The sequence below is a fragment of the Stieleria marina genome (assembly GCA_007741555.1).
GTDB lineage: Bacteria > Planctomycetota > Planctomycetia > Pirellulales > Pirellulaceae > K23-9.
The window spans coordinates 2,993,854-3,014,435 of sequence record CP036526.1 but is presented as its reverse complement, the minus strand read 5'-3'; the positions used below and the strand labels follow the sequence as shown (position 1 = coordinate 3,014,435).

The following is a 20,582-nucleotide window of genomic DNA, read 5'->3' as shown; positions in this document are numbered from 1 at the left end:
CCGCATGCGTTTGACAGCCAAACGCAACTCATACTTTTTAGGACACGATGTTCCTCTTTGGCGATCTGCACTTCGATGACCCGTTGCTAAATATGGCCACCGTTCTGGTGGCTGGCATCATTGGCGGCGAGATTTTCGCCGCAATCAAACTGCCCAAGGTGACCGGATGGATCGCGACAGGCATTTTGCTGCGGCAGATCGCTCTGCCCGGGATGGACACAGGCCTTGATGCAAAAGCACTTGATCGCTTTTTGCCGTACATGCACTTCGTGTTGGGCTTCATTGCGTTTACGGTTGGCGCAACCCTGTATTTTGCGTCACTGCGAAACACCGGCAAACGTATCGGACTGTTGCTGCTGGGCGAAGCGCTGGTCACTCCGCTGATCGTCGGGATCGCTTTGTACTTTATTGGGCCGCTGCTGCCTGGTGGCGAATCGATGACCAAACACCCCGCTGTATTATTGGCCGCAATCGCGATCGCAGGTGCTCCGGGAACCACGGTGCTGGTGATCCAAGAAGCACGTTCGCGCGGTATTTTGACGCGAACCCTCCTGGCCGCAATCGGATTGATCGACATGGTCGCCGTCGCGATATTCGTTTTTGTTACCACGGTGCTGGGCGACCAAAGTGGCTGGCTGCACGCATTCCAAAGCGTCTGCATTCAGTTTGCCGTGACGCTGGTGATCGGAACGGCGTGTGCGCTGATTGCAATCGGTTTGACGCGGACGTTCGTCAGCCCGGCGTTTCTGGGACCGACGATGGTCGCCGTCGTGCTGGCGTCATGGGGGCTAGCGGCAGGATTCGGCACATCCGGCGGAATCCTTGCGTGTACGTTCGCGGGAATTGTCGTCACCAATTTGCGGCATGACCTGGTGCGTTCCTGCGAAGCGTATCTGCAAACGATTAGCGGGGCACTGTTTGCGCTGTTCTTTACTTTTGCGGGAATGCGTTTGGATTTCGGGTTGGTACCGCATGCTGTTGCACTGGTGGTGCTGTACTTTGTTGCTCGATTGATCGGCAAATGCGTGAGTGCGTATGCCGCCATGACCCTGGCAGGCATGACCCAAAGTGTCCGCAACTATCTGGGCATTGCCTTGCTGCCGCACGGGGGCGTCGCGGTCGGACTGATCCTGTTGGTCGCCGAAGACGGTTCGGGGTTTAGCGACGAGATCAAAGTACTGGTTAATACAGTGGGATTATCCGCACTAGCGATCAACCAATTGTTGGGGCCCAGCGCCACAAGATTTTCGCTGATCCGTTCTGGCGAAAGCCACAAGGACCGCGCTAGGCTACTGGATTTCCTTCAAGAACATCGCATCACCGTCGGGCTGACCGGGAGTGCCCCCGAAGCGACCATCCGGCAATTGGCGGACCAATTGTATTCAACATCTGGCATGACCATTCCGCAGGAAGAGTTCGTGCAGATGGTGTTGCGTCGCGATGCCGACCAGACAACCTGCTTGGGGCGTGGCCTGATGATTCCGCACGCGATCTTGGACGACGGCGACGAAATTAAAGGCGTCCTGGGAATCAGTAGCCAAGGCCTCGATTTCGATGCCCCAGACGGCCGTCGCATTCACGCTGTCCTGCTGCTGGCAACGCCACAATTGGAACGCAAACGCCACCTGCAAGTCCTGGCGGCATTTGCGACCGCGATCACTCGCGATACAAACCTGGCCGAACAACTCTATCACGCGCACAGCCCCGCCCACGCCTACGATGTGCTACACGCGGACGAACAAGCTGACCTGAACTACTTCCTGGAAGATGCCGCCGAGCAGGCGGGACTTCGCGAAAACGAAGTTTCCATCAAACGCAAAGCCAGATAGCAACCAGGCAACAGCTAGGCAACGATCCGCCGCAGCGCGACTGCGAACGCTTGCGATTGTCGCTAAATGGCATTGGGTCCGCTGGTGCGTTTGCCGATGTCGATCACATCAACGACCGGGACGACAAAAATTTTGCCGTCCCCGATGACGCCTTCCGAACCGGTCAGCGCGGTTTCGCGAATCACGTTTAGAACCGTTTCGACGTCGTCTTCGTTGGCAATAATTTCGAGTGCAACTTTGCGTAGCAGATCGATCCGATACTCGTTGCCACGGAAACTGGCCATTCGCCCGTGCTGACGTCCATAGCCCATGGCGTCGCAGACTGTGATCCCCGTAATTCCCTTGCTGTGTAACGCATCGCGAACACTGGACAGTTTGGTCGGTTGGATGATAGCTGTGATCATTTTCATGGCATGGGTCTCCTAAACGCTCACCGGTTCGCCCAAACGGATGGACTCCGCCAGGGCATCCAGGATGCGGTGCGTGTCGATCGCTTGGCATTGCAGAGAATCCAAAGGACTGTCTCCGATCAAACGAAGGATCATCTCTTGCTCCTGATTTCCTTCGTAGGCTAACTGCTGGACATCTCCCGACGCAGCATGGATCCAGCACCGAGCCGGCTTGTCAGCCCAAGGACGCGTAAAATCATCGCAAACGACCGACGCAGCACTGCCAGCGATTTCAAACCATTTGCGAGTCGCGGTATCGTATCCGCACGACAATGTTGCTGTGACGTTGTCATCAAACCACAGCATCGCGGTCACGCGTTGCGGCACGCCGCTGCCGATCTCACTGTCGTCGATCGCACTGGCAAAAACCTTCGTCGGCAAACCCTTCGCTGCAAAACGGATCAGCCCTCCGGCATACCACGCCAAATCCAGCAGGCATCCTCCGCCCAGACTGGCATCCAAGCGATGGTCTCCCGATTGGAACGGCTGAAAAAACGAAACCGCCGCGCTGATGTGGCCCACCTTGCCCAACCGCCCATCGGCAATCGCACTGGCAATCGCCTGCGTCCGACCGTGATGCAGCCAAGCGGTTGCATCAAGCCACCGAACCTGATTCGCTTTGGCGGCTTGATCGATCTGCGTCGCTTCGTCGGTGGTCAACGCAAGCGGTTTTTCGCACAAAATGTGCTTGGACGCATTCGCCGCCGCAATCGACCATTCCTTATGCAACGATGGCGGCAAAGAAATGTAAACCGCATCCACATCGTCTCGGTCGATCAGCTCTTGATAACCTGTGACCGCATTGGCGATCCCATATTGATCGGCATACCAGCGAGCACGTTCATCTGTTCGACTTGCGATCGCTGAAACAGAAACATTGTCGGTCGACTGAAGATCAGCCACCAGTCGACGTGTGATTCGCCCCGTACCGATGATCCCGAAACGAACAGACATTCAGCAATCTTTTCCTGTTTAAAAAACACGTTCTGCGAACCAAACACTTTGGTTGGGCCCATCTACTTCGACACGTCCCGCTAAAACTATTGCAATGCCACGCTAAACCGGAACCGGTATTTGTTCCAGCAGTTCTCTGATTTGACGTTCAACGCCGCCGCGATCCGATCCCAGCAGAACACCGGAACTAAGAATGCGGTGGGCAAGAACCGGAACGGCAAGCTGCTTGATATCGTCCGGCGTGACAAACTCTCGCTCGCAAGTGACTGCCCTGGCCTGACATCCGCGGTAATAGCTGAGAGCGGCCCGAGTGCTGACGCCGATGCGAAAACCGTCATGGCGACGCGTGGCATCGACAATCTCCAAAAGGTATTCGACCAGCTTGTCGGCAAACTTCACGCTCCGCACTTCTTGCTGAGCCAGTTTAATGTCGGCGGACGACACGCAACGATTCAGTTCATCAACCGGCTCGCCGCGGCGATGCGTTTCCATCACCCGGCGTTCATTTTCACGGTCAGGGTACCCGATCGAAGTACGCAGCAGGAATCGATCCATCTGGCTCTCTGGCAATGCATACGTGCCTTCGTATTCGTACGGATTCTGCGTGGCCACCACAATGAACGGATCCGGTAACAAATGAGTGGTCCCGTCAATCGATACTTGGCCCTCACTCATCGCTTCCAACAACGCTGACTGCGTGCGTGGTGGAGCACGGTTGATTTCATCAGCCAAGACAACATTCGCAAAAATGGGGCCCGGGCTAAAATGGAACTCACTGGAATCACTGCGATAGATCATGCTGCCAACGATGTCGCTTGGGAGCAGATCCGGCGTAAACTGCAAACGTGCAAACTGCCCATCGATGCTGTTCGCTAAAGCCTTGGCCGCCAGTGTCTTTCCGACTCCCGGCACGTCTTCCAACAGCACATGTTCGCCCGCCAGCAATGCAATCACAATCAACTGCACCACGTCGCGTTTTCCCAACACGACTTGTTCCATATTGTCACGCAGCAAGCGAGCGGTCGTGAATGCTTGCTGCGACATGATTACCAAAGTTCCGATAATTTTGCTTGCGACGACCAAGAAGAAATCGGTCGGTGCGAATAATACGAATTGCCACGGATCGTCCAGTTAACCGGACGGCTACTCCGACAGAATTGCGAACCCAAACGCCATCGAACGTGGACGCCCAATCGTCAATTCACGACGCAGTGGAACGCCACCCAATGCCTATTCACACTGACGCGCCGTCAATCAGCCACGCATATTCCGCGGCTCACTATTCCACAGCATAATGATCCGTCCGTGGCGTATCGCTATGCTACCAGGGCCGCCAGAATGCTTCCATCGGTCTCACGTGATCGCACGAACCTTGCCGAACTTCAGACTCAAACGAAAATAACATTCGTGTCCGACAATCCACCGCTTTCAGCAGAATCCCCCACCCCACCTGAGTCCAACACCGATGGCGGCGGTGCGCATTCAGACGGTTCAGGATCGAACGTGTCACCATCGACGGACACCAAGCAGACGAAAGCCATCAAATTTCCGTACCGCGGACTTCTGATCGTCGGCGTGTTGGCCGGAGCAGCAATGGCGTACGCCCGGTGGTACGTCGCTCATTTGGACTACCAGAACGCCAACATGATCCAGATCCTGGCGATGGCAGTAGTGGCTTTGTTTTGCCTCGTCGCCTTTCACCGCATGGCCCGGTCGCGAGGACAGCGTTTTTTGGTTCCGATGATTTCACTCGGCCTCATCGGAGCGTCTGTCGCGGCATTTGAATTCCAAGGGTTCAGCGGAGAAATGTGGCCGCAGTACAGCTGGCGATTCGGATCAGACGCTCGCGGCCGGTGGCAAGAATCCCCCCTCGATGAAACCCAAGCTGCGCCGACCGACCGTGGCCCCGAAACGTTCGCACTCGCCGACTCGCCGCAATTCCTAGGCCCCAATCGAACTGGCGTCGTTTCCGAACGCCTCTTCGCTGTTCCCACAAACAACTCGGACACGCAAGTTCTTTGGGACCAACCCATCGGCGATGGTTGGTCGTCTTTTGCAGTGCATCAAGACCGCGCCGTCACGCTGGAACAACGCGAGCAATGGGAGTGCGTCACTTGCTACCGTATCGCAGACGGCGAATTGCTATGGATCGATCGACACGAAGCCCGACACGAAAATCCACTCGGCGGCGTTGGCCCACGATCAACGCCCGCAATCTCCGACGGCAAAGTCTACGCGATGGGGGCAATGGGCCTGCTTCGCGTATTGGACCTCCAAACCGGCGAACGAATTTGGACCAAAGACTTTCTCACAGAAGCCCAATGGTCGGCGGAAGAATTTTTGTCCGCCGCTCCCTGGGGACACGCATCGTCACCGTTAGTCCTGAAAGAATCGAACATGGTCGTCGTCAGCTTTGGCGGTCCCGTGGATCCTGCGTCGATCGATGATCAAGGGATGACGCCAACCAGCAAAAGCCTGATCGCCCTCGACAGCAACACCGGCGATGTCAAATGGAAAGCTGGTCGTGACCAGTTTGCTTATGCGTCGCCTATGTTGCTAACGCTAGCAGATCAACCGCAGCTTGTGTCCGTCAACGAAAAAACGATCACAGGACACGCTCCTGCATCGGGCGAAACGCTGTGGTCGGTGCCCTGGCCCGGGTCCACTAGCACCAACGCCAACTGTGCCTCCGTGATTCCCATCGGCGGCGACCGGTTCGTCATCGGTAAAGGCTACGGAGGTGGCAGCGGTGTCTTCCAGGTCAACCGTTCGAAGTCCGACGAAATGACGACCGAAGCCATCTGGACGTCCAACCGAGTTTTAAAAACGAAGTTCAACCACACCTGTGTTCGAGATCAAATCGGTTACGGACTCAGCAATGGAACTCTGCAAGCCGCCGACCTCCGCACAGGCAAACCACTTTGGAGCCAATCGCGCCGCGAACGCTTTGGGCAAGGCCAGGTTGTCCTGATCGACGATGTCTTGGTGGCCCAATCGGAACCCGGTGATGTCGTGTTTGCTGCCGCAGATGCCGACGAATACCGTGAACTCGGCCGACTCGAAGCGTTGCAATCAAAAACATGGAACATCCCCACCGTCGCAGGCCGACACTTGCTAGTGCGAAACGACCGCCAAGCCATCTGCTACCTGCTGCCCGCACGGCAAATGGATTCGCCGCAGAACGAACCACCTTCGCAGGACTAAAAAATCACAACGCATCCTATTCCTGCTCCTCAATTTTCTTTTGATTTGGCACACACAATAGCAACCCTAGGTCGACTGAACCTCGACCTTATCTCTGGTCTCGGCATCCCGTGAAACGATTTGCCGCCAGTGCAAATCGACGTCTACCAAAACGACGAACTTCGATCCCGGATCACTTCGAGCAGCCATCGCTTTCGTTTTAGCCAGCGCGATTGAACATCACAATCGTCAGCTTGAACGCGTCGAATGCGAGGCCAATTGATCATCGAAACACTGACGCAGGGCCTCCCTGTCGGTCGCAGGCTGCCGGCGACGGTTTTCGCTCTTCCGCTGATGACACGCCAAACGATGACAACAAGAGACACGCGTTACGCTTCTTCAGAGATTGAACCAATGCAAAGTGCATTTGCCGCCTCTGCATTCGAACCATGCCGTGCGGCTCATTGCACCAGCGGGAGCGTGCCCAGAAAGCCGACGAAGCTAAGTCCGACCGACGCGACGAACGCAATCGTGAAACGCCGACAATCTATGCGGCGTACCGTGCATAATCCAAGCAGAATCAGAGGCGACACCAATAGAAACGGTGCAAAAAGGTAGACCAACGGAACTAACGCCTGAGCCCAGTGCAGAGTGTCATTGGATTCCGATAAACCTACGACAACGCAGAAAACGGCAACGGCAACTTGCAGGCTGAGGAAACCGCGCGGAAAGGAAGAAAGCGACGCGGGTTCAAGGGTGCCCACTACAGAGCCAGGCGGATTGTACGGATTGTCAGATCGGATCATCAGTAAACCTGCACAATCGAAAGTAAGACGCCACCGCTTCGCAACCCAAAAGTACGGCATTGAACTACGAAAGATGATACCAAGGCGAACCCCCGTCGCCAAAAACCAAAGGCAATAACGGGCTTGCCCCAATGGAACGTGCCCGGAGCAATAGACGCCGTGAACCCAAAGACGTCCTCACGACAAAGCCGCGACCTTGCGCAAAATCCAGGCTGGATGCCTCCGCAAACGCGGCGTCAAGATGCGACGACGACTGGACAGCGCATCATCAAAATGAGCGACGAAAGAAACAGTCAATCAATATCACTAAGCTGTCGCTGCTGCAGATCTTTTCTTCCAGAGTATGCACAAACCAGAGACAACAATCAGCCCCGATCCAATCAGCATTTGAATGCTCAAGAGTTCACCAAATAGCAAAACGCCAAAGCCGATTCCGAAGAGCAAACGCGTATATCTAAAGGGAGTTACCGCAGACACTTCGCCAGTGCGCATGGCTTTCATCAAGGACGCATAGGCAGCCACTCCCACCAGCACGGAACCAACTAGGCAGAGGGCAACTTCGACATCGGGCCAGACAAAGGCAGCCCGTTCCCAAGCAGCGAACAGAACGCCAGCAACAAAAACGGATACAAATCCATAGAACCCCAGCATCGAAGTGCTAACCGTGATGGGTGCAACTCGGCTAGCCAAGTCGCGCCCCGCAAAACCCAATAGCCCAATCACTCCCAGAACCGAAAGCACCGAAAAACTATCCGTGCCGGGGCCGACCACGATGACAACGCCTATTAGCCCCACAAAAACAGCGATCCATCGTCTTAACCCCACCTTTTCGCGAAAGACTATCGCGGCTCCCAAAATCACGACCAACGGGGTTGCCTGCAGGATCACCATCGTTGCAGACAGGGGAGTCAACGAAATCGCGAGAACGTAAAACAGTCGGCCGGCAATCTCGAACAGCATCCGGACACGCATCGTTGGAGAGAATGCATCCGGAGCGAACAGTCGGTCTTTGTTTAGCTTTGCGATGCAGGCAAAAAGAAACAGTCCCCCCAAACCGAACACAATCAGTATCTGGCCAACGGGAAGCATCTCGGCGGCAGTTTTGACAAACGTGTCTTCGACTGCGAAAGCGGCCATGGAGATGACCATCCAGATCGATCCAATCAAGTTGCTTCGATCGTCGTTCCCAATTTTCGTGAACACGTCTTTTCCATCCGATCTCTCAATCAGGCAATAACCGGATGCAGCTAACGGAATTTTTTTACGCCAACGCCCTGAACGCAGCGAGCGATGTTTGAATCGCTAGAATTTGTACCAATGCCAGCCTGCGTGACCAACCATAGAAGGTGTGCCGGAGGCCTAGCGTAAAAACCATGTTATGTGACCGGCAACCTACGGCAGATCGTCCATTGCGGACGAGTCTGCGGCACCATCAGCCTCAGTATCATTTGCAGCAGATTCAGAGTCGCCATTTGCGGCAGGGACACCGTTGGGAAAGTAGTAGTCATTGACCGCCTGGTCGATCCCAAGCGGGTCGCGGACGGACTCAGGCGACGCTTGCGAGGCGGGCGACGAACATCCAGCCAGCATGATGGGCGCCAACCCAGTCACGGCCAGCAATTGCAGTGTGAACTTCATTGTGCATTCCGTCGCGATGCGCTTACGGTAGGTCACATAACGGAAGGTTTTTACGACACCGCTTCTCTCCGAAGGCATTAAGCGTCGCAACACAAAACAGTTTACCAAAAAGAAACCGCGTTACCAAAGAGGCGGTGTCCACGGCGTTGCAAATGAAAACGCGACAACGGAGCGAATCACCATGGCAAGCCAAGCGATGCTCCAATGGCGAAGCCGTGGCCTTGCGTAAAAACCATGTTAGGCGTCCGCTTTGCCCCGCCGGAACGCGATAAATCCATTGACGGCCGCAAGCGTCAGCGCGACAGCAGCGCACCAAAGCAAGATGGCACCGAATGTGTTGATGTAAAAGAGGTGCGTTGAAATAGTCGGATCGCCAAGCGGTGCAGTAATCGTTGGTGACGGCGAGTATTCAAACGAAACATTGCCATCCGCAAAGATCAGCACGCCAAGCAGGAAAAGCAGGGCAGTCGCGACCAGCCAGCACGCAATGGTTGTAGTCGTCACGACTGCGTAACGACGAAACGAGCGTCGTCGCGGAGCGGTTGAAACTGAAGCCGTTGGCGATTCGTATGGATTCTCGGTCAACCTGCGGACGCCTAACGGAAGGTTTTTACGCCACCGCCCTAAACGAAGCGGTGGAGTTTGAATCACGAGAAATTGTACCAATGCCAACGCCCGTTGCCAAACGAACGAAGGTGTGCCGAAGGCCTAGCGTAAGAACCATGTTGTACGGCCCGGTGGAGCGGCAGCACGGTATCAATGCCAATCAGCGCCGCAAGCGAGGCACTGTTTGGCGAGTTCGGTTCGCAGTGGCTCGCCGCATTCAGGGCACGGCGCGGTGTCGTGCCCGCCGTCGCGATGCAGCGCCCAAATCTTGGCCCAGCGTGGTGAGCAACCAGTGGCGTCACGGACGAACTTCATGCGAGCGCCCATGTGGGCATCTGAGAGGCGCTCGATATCGGAATCGGTCACGTCAACGAACTACGGGATGAATTGGCGGCATTTCTGGCAGTAGACGCCCCGCTGCGGCCAAGCGTCGTCAGGCAACGCCGCGATTTCGTCGCGAGTGTATAGGACGCTATCCATGGTAGGGCCGTACAACGGAAGGTTTTTACGACACCGCCCTAAACGAAGCGAGCGATGTAAGAATCACGAAAGATTGTACGAATGCCCGCGCACGTTGCCTACCAACGAAGGTGTGCCGAAGGCCTAGCGTAAAAACCATGTTATGTGACCGCGAGCATGGGTCGAGCATTGGCTTCGGTCAGTGGTTCGCAGCGTTTGACGGCAGGATCACGTCACAATAGTCGAGCAGTTTGTCGCCGCGATCGTCAAGGCAGACGTCCGGTTTGGGCAAGAACGCAACGAAACAGTCCACAATCCCGAGCGATGTAGCGACGTCACGCGAATAGTCGCCACCGCCGCGCGACCAGCAGTAGAGTTCGTGTCCGACCGAGTGCATCCGGCGCACGTAGTCCGCGCTGGCGGGCATGGGAATCTGCGTGGTGCCAACAGTGCGGATCAACGTGTCATCGACGTCAATGTAGATTACGCGTTTACGATCCAACGAGCGCCTCGGTCACATAACGGAAGGTTTTTACGACACCGCCGTTGCGATGCCAGTCAAGTTTCAACAAGAGTAGATTCTACCACCGGATGGCGCCCTGAACAAACGACAGCGGTGTGCCGTAGGCCTAGCGTAAAAACCATGTTGTGCGGCGGACAATCAGTCGTCATCGTCCAGCGATTCATCGAGCAGTTCCCGATCAAAGAACTCGTTTCGGCGTCGCATCAGTTCGTCAAACGCAGGGCCGTCACCGAGCCATGCCAGCACGGCTTCAATCACGTCTTGCGGTTCGTTGTAGCCACCGAACGACCGAGTCTTCGTTTGGCGACCACAGTGCGGGCACTTGACGTATGTGTCGAGTGTCAAATACGAGAACGTCGTTTTGCAGTCGAGACAGATGGTTTCACGTTGGCGCGGGAGTTTGTGGATCTCCCGAACGAGGTCAAGGTAGTCCTCATGCGATATGCGAAGTTGGTCAACCACTGGATTTGATGAGTCCGCACAACGGAAGGTTTTTACGACACCCGTCCCAGCGGAACCGAAAGATGTCGCATCACGATCTATTGTACCAAGTGGACGTCGCTTGAACAAAGAGCGAGGGTGTGCCGCTGTCTCCATCGGAGAAAAACGTCAACGAAGCGATCGGCGTTCATGGCCAAGCGATTCTCCAACCGAGAGCGGCCTAGCGTAAAAACCATGTTGGGCGACCGTCAGCTTGAGTTCGAGAGTTCAGCAAGCCGGTCATCGAACAATTGACGGTAGCGAGAAGGGTCAACCAACGGCGATTGCGAATGCGCGTAGTCGAGAGCATCCCAGAACGTCGCCTCATCAAACCGGTCGAAATCAAGAGCGGCATGTTGTGCGAGATTGTGCATTGCGTCGGCGATGTTTCCGGCGCGACGTACGTGACGAAGGTGCGCAATGAACCGGAACGGACGCCACCATTGGAACCGATGCCAAGCGATACCGCGAATGTCGAGCATTGCCCAGTAGAGCAGATAGCGATATGCGTCTTTGCGAGCGGTGTCCATCTCAACTCGGTTAGGTCGCCCAACGGAAGGTTTTTACGACACCGCTTCTCTCCGAAGTCAAAAAGCGTCGCAACACTAAACAGTTTACCAAAAAGAATCCACGTTGCCAAAGAGGCGGTGTCCACGGCGTCGCAAACCAAAACGCGACAACGAAGAGAACAAATGTGGCAAGCCAAACGATGCTCCAAGGACGAAGCCGTGGCCTTGCGTAAAAACCATGTTAGGCGTCGCTGAACTGCGAGAGAAACTCGGCGTAGGAGGACGCACCGCGAGGGTCAGCCAAGTAGATCGCGTAGGATCTGTAGTGAGATCGGCAGTCAGAAATGAGGTCCGCATAATCGTCTGTCAGACCAAGTCGATTGACGTGACCGACGAAATCATCCAAAGCGGCGAGCATTTCTTCGCATTGCGGGATCGTTGCGCCGTCGTGACCGTACAGCACGCCCGATGGCAATTCGTGCAGCGTGTAATCCATGTGGGATGAGATTAGTTCAACGAGTCGGTGACGGGCTATGTCATCGTTGGGTTCGTGGTCAATCGCTGTGAGAAGCAAACCATGTTCCGTGTAGGTATCAGGCAGGTCAGGGATAGCGTCGTGACATTTGTAGATTAGATGGGCATGTCGGGAAAGCCAGTGCGCACAACGTGGGATGCGGTCGTCCACCGCAGATCGCAACTGAGGGAGAAGCACACGGCGAAAGAGCGGCATGCGAATGGTAACGTCTTGCAGGTCGGGTTCGGTTACGAACTGAAGTGCCCATTCGTGTTGGATTTGCTGGGGAAGTGTCGCGAACGAGCCGAGAAAGCATTCGAGCGCTGCATTTCGCTCAGAGCGAAGGTAGAGAGTTTCCGTTTTGAGGTACGCGGTCCAAAGGTCAGATTGAGGTTGCGGCAACATTTGACCTGCGACGCCTAACGGAAGGTTTTTACGACACCGCCCTGAACGAAGCGAACGATGCCTGAACTACGAGAATTGTACCAAAGCCAGCGATCGTTGCCAAAGAGCGAAGGTGTGCCCGAAGGGCCTCAGCGTAAAAACCATGTTGTGGGACGCGGGAACGACCAGAAATGTGTCCATTTGAGAAGATACGCAAGGCGTCCGCGCATCATTCGATGATTTTACCGCACCAAAGGATTTCCGCGAACACCTTCCAGCTTGGATCGGGGACAGATTCACCGTCCGGCACCGACGCGAAGAATTCACACGCCGCCTCAAGGAACGCCGGGATGTCACCATTGGCCCAACCGTGCGCGCCGTCGAGCATGTGGCGTTCAGGATTGCCTGCCTCAATTCTGGCAGCAGCCTCACGTTCAGCGGCGAGCGCCATCACGAATGCAACGAACGTTTCGTGGTCGTGAACAGCTTCGAGGAGTTCAAACGTGTCAGGCAATTTCGGCTAGCGTCCCACAACGGAAGGTTTTTACGACACCGCCCTGAACGAAGCGAACGATGTCTGAACGACGGAAGATTGTACCAAGGCCAGCCCGCGTGGCCAAACGCGGAAGGTGTGCCGGAGGCCTAGCGTAAAAACCATGTTATGCGGCCGTCAACTACTGCACTGTGGGCAGAATGGCAATATAGTGCGCGAACGCGATCCCGCCATCAAGGCATAGCACGAGAACTCGCCGGACGGGCGAAAGCGACGATCGCAACACAGCGAAAAGCAGCACGGCAGGGCAGACGAGAAACGCGAGGAGGCCGACCAAGAGCAGGAGTTCGAGGATCGGTTCCCACCGATCGGACCACAGCCACGCGGCTGAGTCGTGCGCTACAGCGATTGCGGTCAGGGCAACCGCTAGCAAGTGTCCGTAGAGCGTGAATCGGATGAGGCGTGAGCCACGTTTGGAAGTGGGCGCGGCGACAGAGTCGTCCGGCGTGGACGCTGGACTACGGTATGGGTCGGAGTTCAATCGAGCTTAGGCCGCATAACGGAAGGTTTTTACGACACCGCCCCAATCGAAGCGGTGGAGTTTGAATCACGAGAAATTGTACCAATGCCAGCGCCCGTTGCCAAACAAGCGAAGGTGTGCCGAAGGCCTAGCGTAAAAACCATGTTAGCGGACATGGAATCGGCGAAAACGTGTCAATCGCCAAACGCGAGTGGATCATACGTAACATCAGGCGGGGCAATTATTGACCGCTGGGATTCCAACACGGATTCAGCATAGCGACCGAACGAATTGTAGAAGATATCAGGTGCGAGTGGTTGTGAATCGAGTCCGTGCAGTGCCGTGGCATCGACGTCATGGATCGTGAATTCGCCATCCAGCGTTGGCGATGATGAATCGAGCACGACTACGCCGCCGTCGCTGTGATCAGCGAGAATAACGAAGTGGTTAGGCAGCGTGATTGATTGCCGCAACTCCAAGGTCAGCGCCACCGATTCATTGAGATTTGGAATGCCGGTTGCATGCCAATAGCCGTGGGTCGAGAGCAGCCACTTGATTGAGGCTGGAAGCCTGCATCCAAGGTCAGCCTCGTATCGCGCCAGTGTGGACTCCGTTTCAGGAAGCCGCCCGCGAAACCAGTCGATGTTGGATTCGACGAACTGGCGAAAAGCGTCGAACTCCATTTGTTCTATGTCCGCTAACGGGAGGTTTTTACGACACCGCCCTGAACGAAGCGAGCGATGTTTGAATCACGAAAAAGTGTACCAATGCCTGCTCCCGTTGCCAAACAAGCGAAGGTGTGCCGAAGGCCTAGCGTAAAAACCATGTTAGGCGTTGCGTTGAGACCACGACATTGCATCCATCGCGACGAATGCGGCGGGGACCGATCATCCAGCGTAATGATTGAACCACAGAGGCACAGAGAAACACAGAGTCGTTGTGGGACGCGAGCATATACTCTGTGACCCTCCGTGTCTCTGTGGTTCAATCCCCGCGGTACTACCGTGACACCGGCCAGCAACTAACGCCAGCATCGCCTAACGGAAGGTTTTAACGACGCCGTCCAGAGCGAAGCGTAACAGAGTCTAGCAGAGAAAGAGCGTATCCAGAGGGGCAATGAACAAAGCTCGTTAGGAGGCGTGCCGGGAGGCCTCAGCGTTAAAACCATGTTGTGCTAATCTAGGCAAAACACTGGAGCTGGCGAAGCTGCCGCCGCGTCAGCCCATTCCCGCAAGCGTCGGTGCCTGAGCTGACACCGGCCCGTAGCGGCTTGAGCGGAGGGACGTGGCAGCTCAGGGGACGCTAGGGCAAGCTGGCGGCAATGAAATCGCAGCTCAGGTACACCACTCTATTGCACCTGTTTGATGCCCGGCTCTGACCGGGCTTTATTTTACATCCTCTGGAAAAGTTGTGATTCTGAAGGAGTTAGAAAGCAAACAAGAAAGCAAGCAAACCAAAACCAAAAAAACAAGCCAACAATCGAGGTGATCTCGGGCCGCACAACGGAAGGTTTTTACGACACCGCCGTTGCGATGCCAGTCAAGTTTCAACAAGAGTAGATTCTACCACCGGATGGCGCCCTGAACAAACGACAGCGGTGTGCCGTAGGCCTAGCGTAAAAACCATGTTGTGCGGCGGACAATCAGTCGTCATCGTCCAGCGATTCATCGAGCAGTTCCCGATCAAAGAACTCGTTTCGGCGTCGCATCAGTTCGTCAAACGCAGGGCCGTCACCGAGCCATGCCAGCACGGCTTCAATCACGTCTTGCGGTTCGTTGTAGCCACCGAACGACCGAGTCTTCGTTTGGCGACCACAGTGCGGGCACTTGACGTATGTGTCGAGTGTCAAATACGAGAACGTCGTTTTGCAGTCGAGACAGATGGTTTCACGTTGGCGCGGGAGTTTGTGGATCTCCCGAACGAGGTCAAGGTAGTCCTCATGCGATATGCGAAGTTGGTCAACCACTGGATTTGATGAGTCCGCACAACATGTTTTTATGCGACAACCCCGCCAGATTAGTGGTAATAGCTGTCGCATTTGCTACTTGTTTTAGCGGCTGATGAGTTGCTTTTCAAGCTTTTGCGATGACTGGCATGCATGCGTTGGACGTAGGTGCGAGCACTGAAAGGGCTTTGCTGCTGCTGAGGCGCAGTGAATTAGAGAAGCCACCGAGAACGGGGCCCTGAATCGGTACTGCTGCGCTGGACAACCGAACTAACGGGAAGAGTCACTCCGAATCAAATGCCTGTTTGGCAATGATGTGGATTGGAACTTGCCCCGTCAGGCCGCCGGCGGCTTTGGTGTCATGCCCCCGCGCTAATCGGTGGCTAGTAACTTCGCGGTGATCGCTTTTTGCAACAATTGATAAAAGCTAACTTGGCCCATTCGTTTCTGAATGGACGCGGGCAACTTTTCGATCGTGTCGGCCCAGGATTCGCTCGGGGGTAGGGTGATGGTGGCAAAACCGCTGCGAGGGATTTCTGCGGTTGCTCCGAGCAGAAAGTCGCGGCGGCCGTGCCCCGTGACTTCGACCGTGACCTGGGTGCGCCGCGATTGCGCGTACTGAGCATCGGATACGGTGGGGTCGCGACGGGTATGAATCCGGAGTCGACCAACCCTGGGGGCGGGTTGCTTTGGATTTGCGACGCCGGATTGATGGGGTGAACAACGGGAAGATTGGCGGGAGGATTGAATGGGCGACCGAAGGGGCATCACAGACAGGTTGTCGCCGGACGCGTCGGCCAAGCGATCCAGCGGACTTTGAAAATCCGTCCGCTGTTTTGCCGAAGCGATGTACAGAGTGGTCGTTTCGATACAAACATGGCCCAGGACCGTTTGAATACGACGGATATCGCAACCGTCCTCGAACGAATGAGTCGCAAAGGCGTGGCGAAAGGAATGAGGCGTGACGCGTTTCTTAATGCCTGCCAGATCACATGCGTTGCAAACAACTCGCTGGACAGTCCGCGGACTCAAGTGACGATCGACGCGGTGATCCGACCGTGACTGGGTGGGAAAGACATACTGATTACCAGGCTGCTGGCTACCCAGCCGACACAGGATTTGGCGGTACTGGCGTGGTAACTGGACATGACGGTCTGCGTTTCCTTTTCCTTGCGAGATAAAAATCTGATTGCGATCCAGATCGATGTCTCGCCAACGCAAGCGAGCCAATTCACTGACTCGCATTCCCGATCCGTACATCAGGCCGATTAGAAGGGTATCGCGCAGGGAAGGCGCGGCTTGCAGAATGCGGCGCACTTCATCGCGACTGAGCACGACAATCTTCTTTCGTTGTCGCCGGGGCGTGGCGAGGCCAAGCGTGACATCGCGAAAGCAAAATTTGTCCCAGGCATTGCGGATCGCGACCAATTGGACACTGATGTCCGACGGGCTGCGCCCACCGTCGAAGAGGTATTCCAGATAGTTTTTGACGTGTTCGCGGGACAGCAAGTGAGGTGCACGACCAAACCAGCGGAGAATCGAGCGAACGGCAGTGGTGTAGCTACTGATCGTGGGCGCGGCATAGCCGCGGATCTTGATTTCTCGAGCAAAGGTCTTCAGAAAAAGGGCAGGAGTGGGCTGCTGCTTGTCCAGAGCGATCATGGCCATCGCGTCGGCGAAACGATCTTCGACCGCGTCTTTGGGATGAGATCGGCCTGCAGCGAGGCGGTACGGTTCTTTGTTAGGGTACAGGTGAACCGGATTGGCTTGAGAACGCGTCAAACGGAATTTGGTGGCCATGGTCGTTGCTTCGCTGGGCAGGTAGGCAGTGGTCATCCCCGGGAGAGCCAACAGTATCGGGGACAATTTTTTTCGGCCAAGTCTTTTCCACATTTCGGATTGCCTGGCATTGGTTTGACTAGCTGTAGTGCTAGCGAGCAACAAACTGCTAATGCTAGCGCTGCCAGAAAACCAGGACTAGCTCGATGGACCATGCGGCATGACGGGAGCAATCATCGAGGCCGGCCATAGCGAGCTTCGCGGCCATATGTTTCGCGGACGCCGTTCGGCTGACGGTTCCACCACGATTCAGCGACGAACAGTCCCCCTGCAACAGTCCCCCTGCAACAGGACACCAGCAACAGGACAACAGCGCCCGGCAACAGGACACCAGGCATTCAATGAACGCCCCGTAAACGCTGAAGCGGCGGGTACGGCATTGCCGGATTACGAAGTAGTGAGCGGCAAAGCAAATGCAGTCGCGCGATCGCGACTTGAAATCGCATCGAGGGCGACGATCAAATCCCCCGGGCGACCCCGGCCATCGTTACGACCCAACGTCGTTCGGGGGTACGTCATGGCACACCTGGAAAAGGAGTCAACATTGTCACAACCGCGCGCGGCGTAATCGTACTGATCGGAACACGCGGTACTGCTGTCACGACTGACAGGCAAACGAACGCGTGTTTTGGAAAAGGGAAGGTAAAAGCAACGAGACACGACAAACGTCGACGATAGCAATTCCTGAACACCGAGCACTTTGCTTGGTGGGTGACAAAGTTCAGCACTTCGATCGGCCCCCGGCTAATCCCCGGACCCAAGGCCTGGTCGAAGCAATGCTTCGAGGGGACGAGAGCCTTTTGGAGTGCAAAGACTTTGACGCTGGCAAGAACCTTCCGAATACTAGTTCCTGGAGAATACCACGATGCGTCGTGTACTCGTTCCTGCTTTGATGGCAGTCGCTTTGGTTGTCTGTAGCAATGTTGATGCCCAAGCGGGCCTTTTCAGCAAGTTGTGTGGTAGCAGTTGTGACTCAGGATGTGCTGCAGAGCCATCTTGCGGTTGTGAAGCTGCCGGTTGTGCAGGTGGTTGTTTCACCGAACCTTCATGTGGCTGCGAGTCAGCTGGATGTTTGGGCGGATGTGGAGCAGCACCTAGCTGTGGTTGCGAAGTTGCTACCTGCGATAGCGGATGCGGCTGTGCCCCTAAGAAATGTGGTTTGTTGAGCAAATTGTTCGGCAAGCGTGGTGGTGGATGTGGATGTGCTGCTGAGCCATCTTGCGGTTGCGAAGTTTCTTCGTGCGGCGGATGTGCAGACGGATGTGGCATGGCTGCTCCTAGCTGTGGCTGTGAAGTAGCTGCTCCTTGCGGTTGCGACAGCGGATGTGCTCCAGCAAAACGCTGTGGCCTTCTGGGTAAGATCTTCGGCAAGCGTGGCGGTTGCGGATGTGCAGCTGAGCCATCTTGCGGTTGCGAAGTAGCTGGCTGTGCTGGTGGATGCGGCGGATACGCTGAACCATCATGTGGCTGTGAAGCTGCTGGCTGTGCAGGTGGATGTGGCTTCGCCGCACCTAGCTGTGGCTGCGAAGCTCCTGCTTGTGGATGTGCCAACTAAGCTACGGCTTGATTGACAAAACGATATCGACTGAGAGTTGCATTTTTGAACCCAAGCTATCCAAGTGAGACCAGCGACCGAAAGTCGTCCGTCTCTGGCTTTCAGAAACTGACCACCTGGAAAACTTGACTGAGAAGATTCGGCCGATACCGAAACGAAAAAGAACCCCGGTGATTGAAAAATCATCGGGGTTTTTTCGTGCGCTAGTTGGACAGCGTTCTGCGCCAAGACTCTCCTAGCCCGCCATGTTGCCAGGCACGCAGCCGCCAGAACGAAGCTTCGCCGCGCGATCTGTCAGATGACGCGTCACCTTGCATCGCTGCCAGCCGACCGTGCCAGGCTATTTCATCGAAAGCGGAACGGGCTGGTCGATGCGTCCCGCTGATCGCTGACCAGCCCCGGAAACTCCGCGGTCCCCCAGGTCCTTTCTGGCTTCTTGTGCCAAGTCCATCAACCGACGCACGACTGCAGGGTGTTTGCCAGCGACGTTTTGTTTGCACCCTACGTCCGTGACGACATTGAACAACAAGGCCTCGGCCGTCTCGCTGGTTCGATAGTGCGGATGCTTCACAAATTCGGTGAGAGGAACGAACAGTTTCCACGGACCGCTGCGAACGGCTTGCAGCTGGTCGCGTTCGTAGTAGTAAAAAGCTTCGTAGGGCGACTTGGCCCCGGGCAAAGCCTTGATCAGATCGGTGATCACTTTGCCATCGACGGTGTGACCCAACTTGCCATGACGGGACCTGCCCTCGCGAACGCCCCGGTCGCCGCCAAGATCGACAAAGGTTGGCAGCAAATCCATCGTCGTCGCCAGTTCCGTGCAGACACTGTTGGCGGGAATGGTACCGGGCCACCACATCAACGTCGGCACACGAAACGCACCTTCGCTGGTGGTGTAACCCCGGCCGTGAAGTGGTCGATTGGTGCCGCGTGTCAACTTGGTCATGTCGCGGTCCATTGGCGCTCCGTTGTCGCTGGTCCAAATCACCAGTGTTTGGCGATCGATTTTTAACCGTACAAGTTCATCCAAGATTTTGCCCATCGACCAATCCAGTTCTTCGATCGAATCGCCCCAGGGTCCATTATTGCTTTTGCCTTTGAACTGCGGACTCGCAAACGGCGTCCGCGTGCTGCCGGGCATGGCCTGGGGCAAATACAAGAAGAACGGTTCGCTTTGATGGTCTTGGATAAACCCGATCGCTTTGTCCGTGTAGTGACGCGTCAGACCATCGCGGTCGACGGGCGACTGGATCACGCGATCATTTTCCATCAATGGCAGCGGCGGCCATCGATCGCCTTCAAATCGAGGCGCAAGTCGTTTGCCTACCGCGGCTGTCATGTCGTCGCTGTAAGGAATGCCGTAGAACCAATCGAACCCTTGCCGCGTCGGCAAAAACTCTTTTTGATCCCCCAAATGCCACTTGCCAACCATCCCCGTCGCATAGCCCGCGTCACGAAGGACTTCGGCGATTGTCACTTCGTCGGGATTCAGTCCGTACGGCGAGATCGGCCGAAGAACTTGTCCATCACGAGGATTGTCGTGCATGCCGACTCGCTGCGCGTAACAGCCGGTGATTAAACTACTGCGCGATGGCGTACACACGCCGGCGGTGACACAAAAATGAGTGAATCGACGACCTTCCATTGCCATCCGATTCAGGTGCGGCGTACGATGCACCGTGGAGCCGAACGGCTGAATATCGCCGTAGCCCAAGTTGTCGCAAAAGACGACGATAAAATTGGGCCTGGCGGCGGGCTTGGCAACGACATCATCTGCACACGCAACCTTGGCGTCTGCAACCATGACGCAGCCCATCGCAAACGCCAACGCGTAAACTAGGGTCTTTTTTGATCGAACCATTTGACGCATCAAACACGAGTCCTTCATTTTTACTA

General features: G+C 55.7%; 19 protein-coding genes. 3 read left to right on the top strand and 16 right to left on the bottom strand.

Annotated features, from left to right (window positions below):
• Nucleotides 1-47 precede the first annotated feature (47 nt).
• Nucleotides 48-1,829 (top strand): cation:proton antiporter domain-containing protein, encoded by a 1,782-nt coding sequence (locus tag K239x_RS10480; protein ID WP_145417750.1) that lies wholly within the window; start codon nucleotides 48-50, stop codon nucleotides 1,827-1,829.
• A gap of 62 nt (nucleotides 1,830-1,891) precedes the next feature.
• Here K239x_RS10480 and K239x_RS10475 read toward each other — a convergent pair whose 3' ends face one another.
• From K239x_RS10475 to K239x_RS10465, 3 genes are all read right to left on the bottom strand, one after another.
• Entirely contained in the window at nucleotides 1,892-2,239 is a 348-nt protein-coding gene (locus tag K239x_RS10475; protein ID WP_145417749.1) for a P-II family nitrogen regulator, read from the bottom strand.
• 12 nt (nucleotides 2,240-2,251) lie between these two features.
• The gene (locus K239x_RS10470) at nucleotides 2,252-3,232 is read right to left on the bottom strand and encodes a Gfo/Idh/MocA family protein (RefSeq protein ID WP_145417748.1); all 981 of its coding nucleotides are present in this window, start codon (nucleotides 3,230-3,232) and stop codon (nucleotides 2,252-2,254) included.
• Nucleotides 3,233-3,334: 102 nt separating this feature from the next.
• Nucleotides 3,335-4,231, bottom strand: a complete 897-nt coding sequence (locus tag K239x_RS10465) for an AAA family ATPase (protein ID WP_145422295.1) — start codon at nucleotides 4,229-4,231, stop codon at nucleotides 3,335-3,337.
• 408 nt (nucleotides 4,232-4,639) lie between these two features.
• Between K239x_RS10465 and K239x_RS10460 the strand changes: the two genes are divergently transcribed.
• Nucleotides 4,640-6,436, top strand: coding sequence for an outer membrane protein assembly factor BamB family protein (locus K239x_RS10460; protein ID WP_419189909.1), 1,797 nt, complete (start codon nucleotides 4,640-4,642; stop codon nucleotides 6,434-6,436).
• Between the two features lie 440 nt (nucleotides 6,437-6,876).
• On the opposite strand, the gene K239x_RS10455 is transcribed toward K239x_RS10460, so the two are convergent.
• The 10 genes from K239x_RS10455 to K239x_RS10410 form a co-directional block, all read right to left on the bottom strand.
• The gene (locus K239x_RS10455) at nucleotides 6,877-7,221 is read right to left on the bottom strand and encodes a hypothetical protein (RefSeq protein WP_145417746.1); all 345 of its coding nucleotides are present in this window, start codon (nucleotides 7,219-7,221) and stop codon (nucleotides 6,877-6,879) included.
• Nucleotides 7,222-7,527: 306 nt separating this feature from the next.
• The gene (locus tag K239x_RS10450) at nucleotides 7,528-8,424 is read right to left on the bottom strand and encodes a DMT family transporter (protein ID WP_419189908.1); all 897 of its coding nucleotides are present in this window, start codon (nucleotides 8,422-8,424) and stop codon (nucleotides 7,528-7,530) included.
• A gap of 189 nt (nucleotides 8,425-8,613) precedes the next feature.
• Nucleotides 8,614-8,859 (bottom strand): hypothetical protein, encoded by a 246-nt coding sequence (locus K239x_RS10445; protein ID WP_145417745.1) that lies wholly within the window; start codon nucleotides 8,857-8,859, stop codon nucleotides 8,614-8,616.
• A 237-nt stretch (nucleotides 8,860-9,096) separates the two neighbouring features.
• The gene (locus K239x_RS10440; protein WP_145417744.1) at nucleotides 9,097-9,363 is read right to left on the bottom strand and encodes a hypothetical protein; all 267 of its coding nucleotides are present in this window, start codon (nucleotides 9,361-9,363) and stop codon (nucleotides 9,097-9,099) included.
• Nucleotides 9,364-10,123: 760 nt separating this feature from the next.
• On the bottom strand, nucleotides 10,124-10,426 hold the full coding sequence (locus tag K239x_RS10435; RefSeq protein WP_145417743.1) for a hydrolase: 303 nt from the start codon (nucleotides 10,424-10,426) through the stop codon (nucleotides 10,124-10,126).
• Between the two features lie 159 nt (nucleotides 10,427-10,585).
• Nucleotides 10,586-10,792: a hypothetical protein gene (locus tag K239x_RS10430; protein ID WP_145417738.1), complete on the bottom strand. Its 207-nt coding sequence runs from the start codon at nucleotides 10,790-10,792 to the stop codon at nucleotides 10,586-10,588.
• Nucleotides 10,793-11,136: 344 nt separating this feature from the next.
• Nucleotides 11,137-11,457 (bottom strand): hypothetical protein, encoded by a 321-nt coding sequence (locus K239x_RS10425; protein WP_145417742.1) that lies wholly within the window; start codon nucleotides 11,455-11,457, stop codon nucleotides 11,137-11,139.
• A 220-nt stretch (nucleotides 11,458-11,677) separates the two neighbouring features.
• Nucleotides 11,678-12,355 carry a hypothetical protein gene (locus K239x_RS10420; protein ID WP_145417741.1) on the bottom strand — a complete coding sequence of 226 codons (678 nt, stop codon included), beginning with the start codon at nucleotides 12,353-12,355 and terminating at the stop codon, nucleotides 11,678-11,680.
• Between the two features lie 208 nt (nucleotides 12,356-12,563).
• Nucleotides 12,564-12,848 carry a DUF7660 family protein gene (locus K239x_RS10415; RefSeq protein WP_145417740.1) on the bottom strand — a complete coding sequence of 95 codons (285 nt, stop codon included), beginning with the start codon at nucleotides 12,846-12,848 and terminating at the stop codon, nucleotides 12,564-12,566.
• A 693-nt stretch (nucleotides 12,849-13,541) separates the two neighbouring features.
• Nucleotides 13,542-14,030: an SMI1/KNR4 family protein gene (locus K239x_RS10410; protein ID WP_145417739.1), complete on the bottom strand. Its 489-nt coding sequence runs from the start codon at nucleotides 14,028-14,030 to the stop codon at nucleotides 13,542-13,544.
• Nucleotides 14,031-14,711: 681 nt separating this feature from the next.
• Between K239x_RS10410 and K239x_RS28455 the strand changes: the two genes are divergently transcribed.
• On the top strand, nucleotides 14,712-14,906 hold the full coding sequence (locus tag K239x_RS28455) for a hypothetical protein (RefSeq protein ID WP_419189907.1): 195 nt from the start codon (nucleotides 14,712-14,714) through the stop codon (nucleotides 14,904-14,906).
• Nucleotides 14,907-14,989: 83 nt separating this feature from the next.
• Here K239x_RS28455 and K239x_RS10405 read toward each other — a convergent pair whose 3' ends face one another.
• From K239x_RS10405 to K239x_RS10390, 3 genes are all read right to left on the bottom strand, one after another.
• Nucleotides 14,990-15,196 (bottom strand): hypothetical protein, encoded by a 207-nt coding sequence (locus tag K239x_RS10405; RefSeq protein ID WP_145417738.1) that lies wholly within the window; start codon nucleotides 15,194-15,196, stop codon nucleotides 14,990-14,992.
• A gap of 468 nt (nucleotides 15,197-15,664) precedes the next feature.
• Complete coding sequence (locus tag K239x_RS10400; protein WP_419189906.1) at nucleotides 15,665-17,092, bottom strand: tyrosine-type recombinase/integrase; 1,428 nt, start codon at nucleotides 17,090-17,092, stop codon at nucleotides 15,665-15,667.
• 1,934 nt (nucleotides 17,093-19,026) lie between these two features.
• Nucleotides 19,027-20,547 (bottom strand): sulfatase family protein, encoded by a 1,521-nt coding sequence (locus tag K239x_RS10390; RefSeq protein ID WP_473163581.1) that lies wholly within the window; start codon nucleotides 20,545-20,547, stop codon nucleotides 19,027-19,029.
• Between the last annotated feature and the right edge of the window lie 35 nt (nucleotides 20,548-20,582).

Excerpts from the sequence above, each read along its gene's own strand:
- K239x_RS10480 (WP_145417750.1), top strand. The coding sequence starts at position 48 with ATGTTCCTCTTTGGCGATCTGCACTTCGATGACCCGTTGCTAAATATG.
- K239x_RS10475 (WP_145417749.1), bottom strand. The coding sequence starts at position 2,239 with ATGAAAATGATCACAGCTATCATCCAACCGACCAAACTGTCCAGTGTT.
- K239x_RS10470 (WP_145417748.1), bottom strand. The coding sequence starts at position 3,232 with ATGTCTGTTCGTTTCGGGATCATCGGTACGGGGCGAATCACACGTCGA.
- K239x_RS10465 (WP_145422295.1), bottom strand. The coding sequence starts at position 4,231 with ATGGAACAAGTCGTGTTGGGAAAACGCGACGTGGTGCAGTTGATTGTG.
- K239x_RS10455 (WP_145417746.1), bottom strand. The coding sequence starts at position 7,221 with ATGATCCGATCTGACAATCCGTACAATCCGCCTGGCTCTGTAGTGGGC.
- K239x_RS10445 (WP_145417745.1), bottom strand. The coding sequence starts at position 8,859 with ATGAAGTTCACACTGCAATTGCTGGCCGTGACTGGGTTGGCGCCCATC.
- K239x_RS10425 (WP_145417742.1), bottom strand. The coding sequence starts at position 11,457 with ATGGACACCGCTCGCAAAGACGCATATCGCTATCTGCTCTACTGGGCA.
- K239x_RS10420 (WP_145417741.1), bottom strand. The coding sequence starts at position 12,355 with ATGTTGCCGCAACCTCAATCTGACCTTTGGACCGCGTACCTCAAAACG.
- K239x_RS10410 (WP_145417739.1), bottom strand. The coding sequence starts at position 14,030 with ATGGAGTTCGACGCTTTTCGCCAGTTCGTCGAATCCAACATCGACTGG.
- K239x_RS28455 (WP_419189907.1), top strand. The coding sequence starts at position 14,712 with ATGCCCGGCTCTGACCGGGCTTTATTTTACATCCTCTGGAAAAGTTGT.
- K239x_RS10400 (WP_419189906.1), bottom strand. The coding sequence starts at position 17,092 with ATGGCCACCAAATTCCGTTTGACGCGTTCTCAAGCCAATCCGGTTCAC.
- K239x_RS10390 (WP_473163581.1), bottom strand. The coding sequence starts at position 20,547 with ATGGTTCGATCAAAAAAGACCCTAGTTTACGCGTTGGCGTTTGCGATG.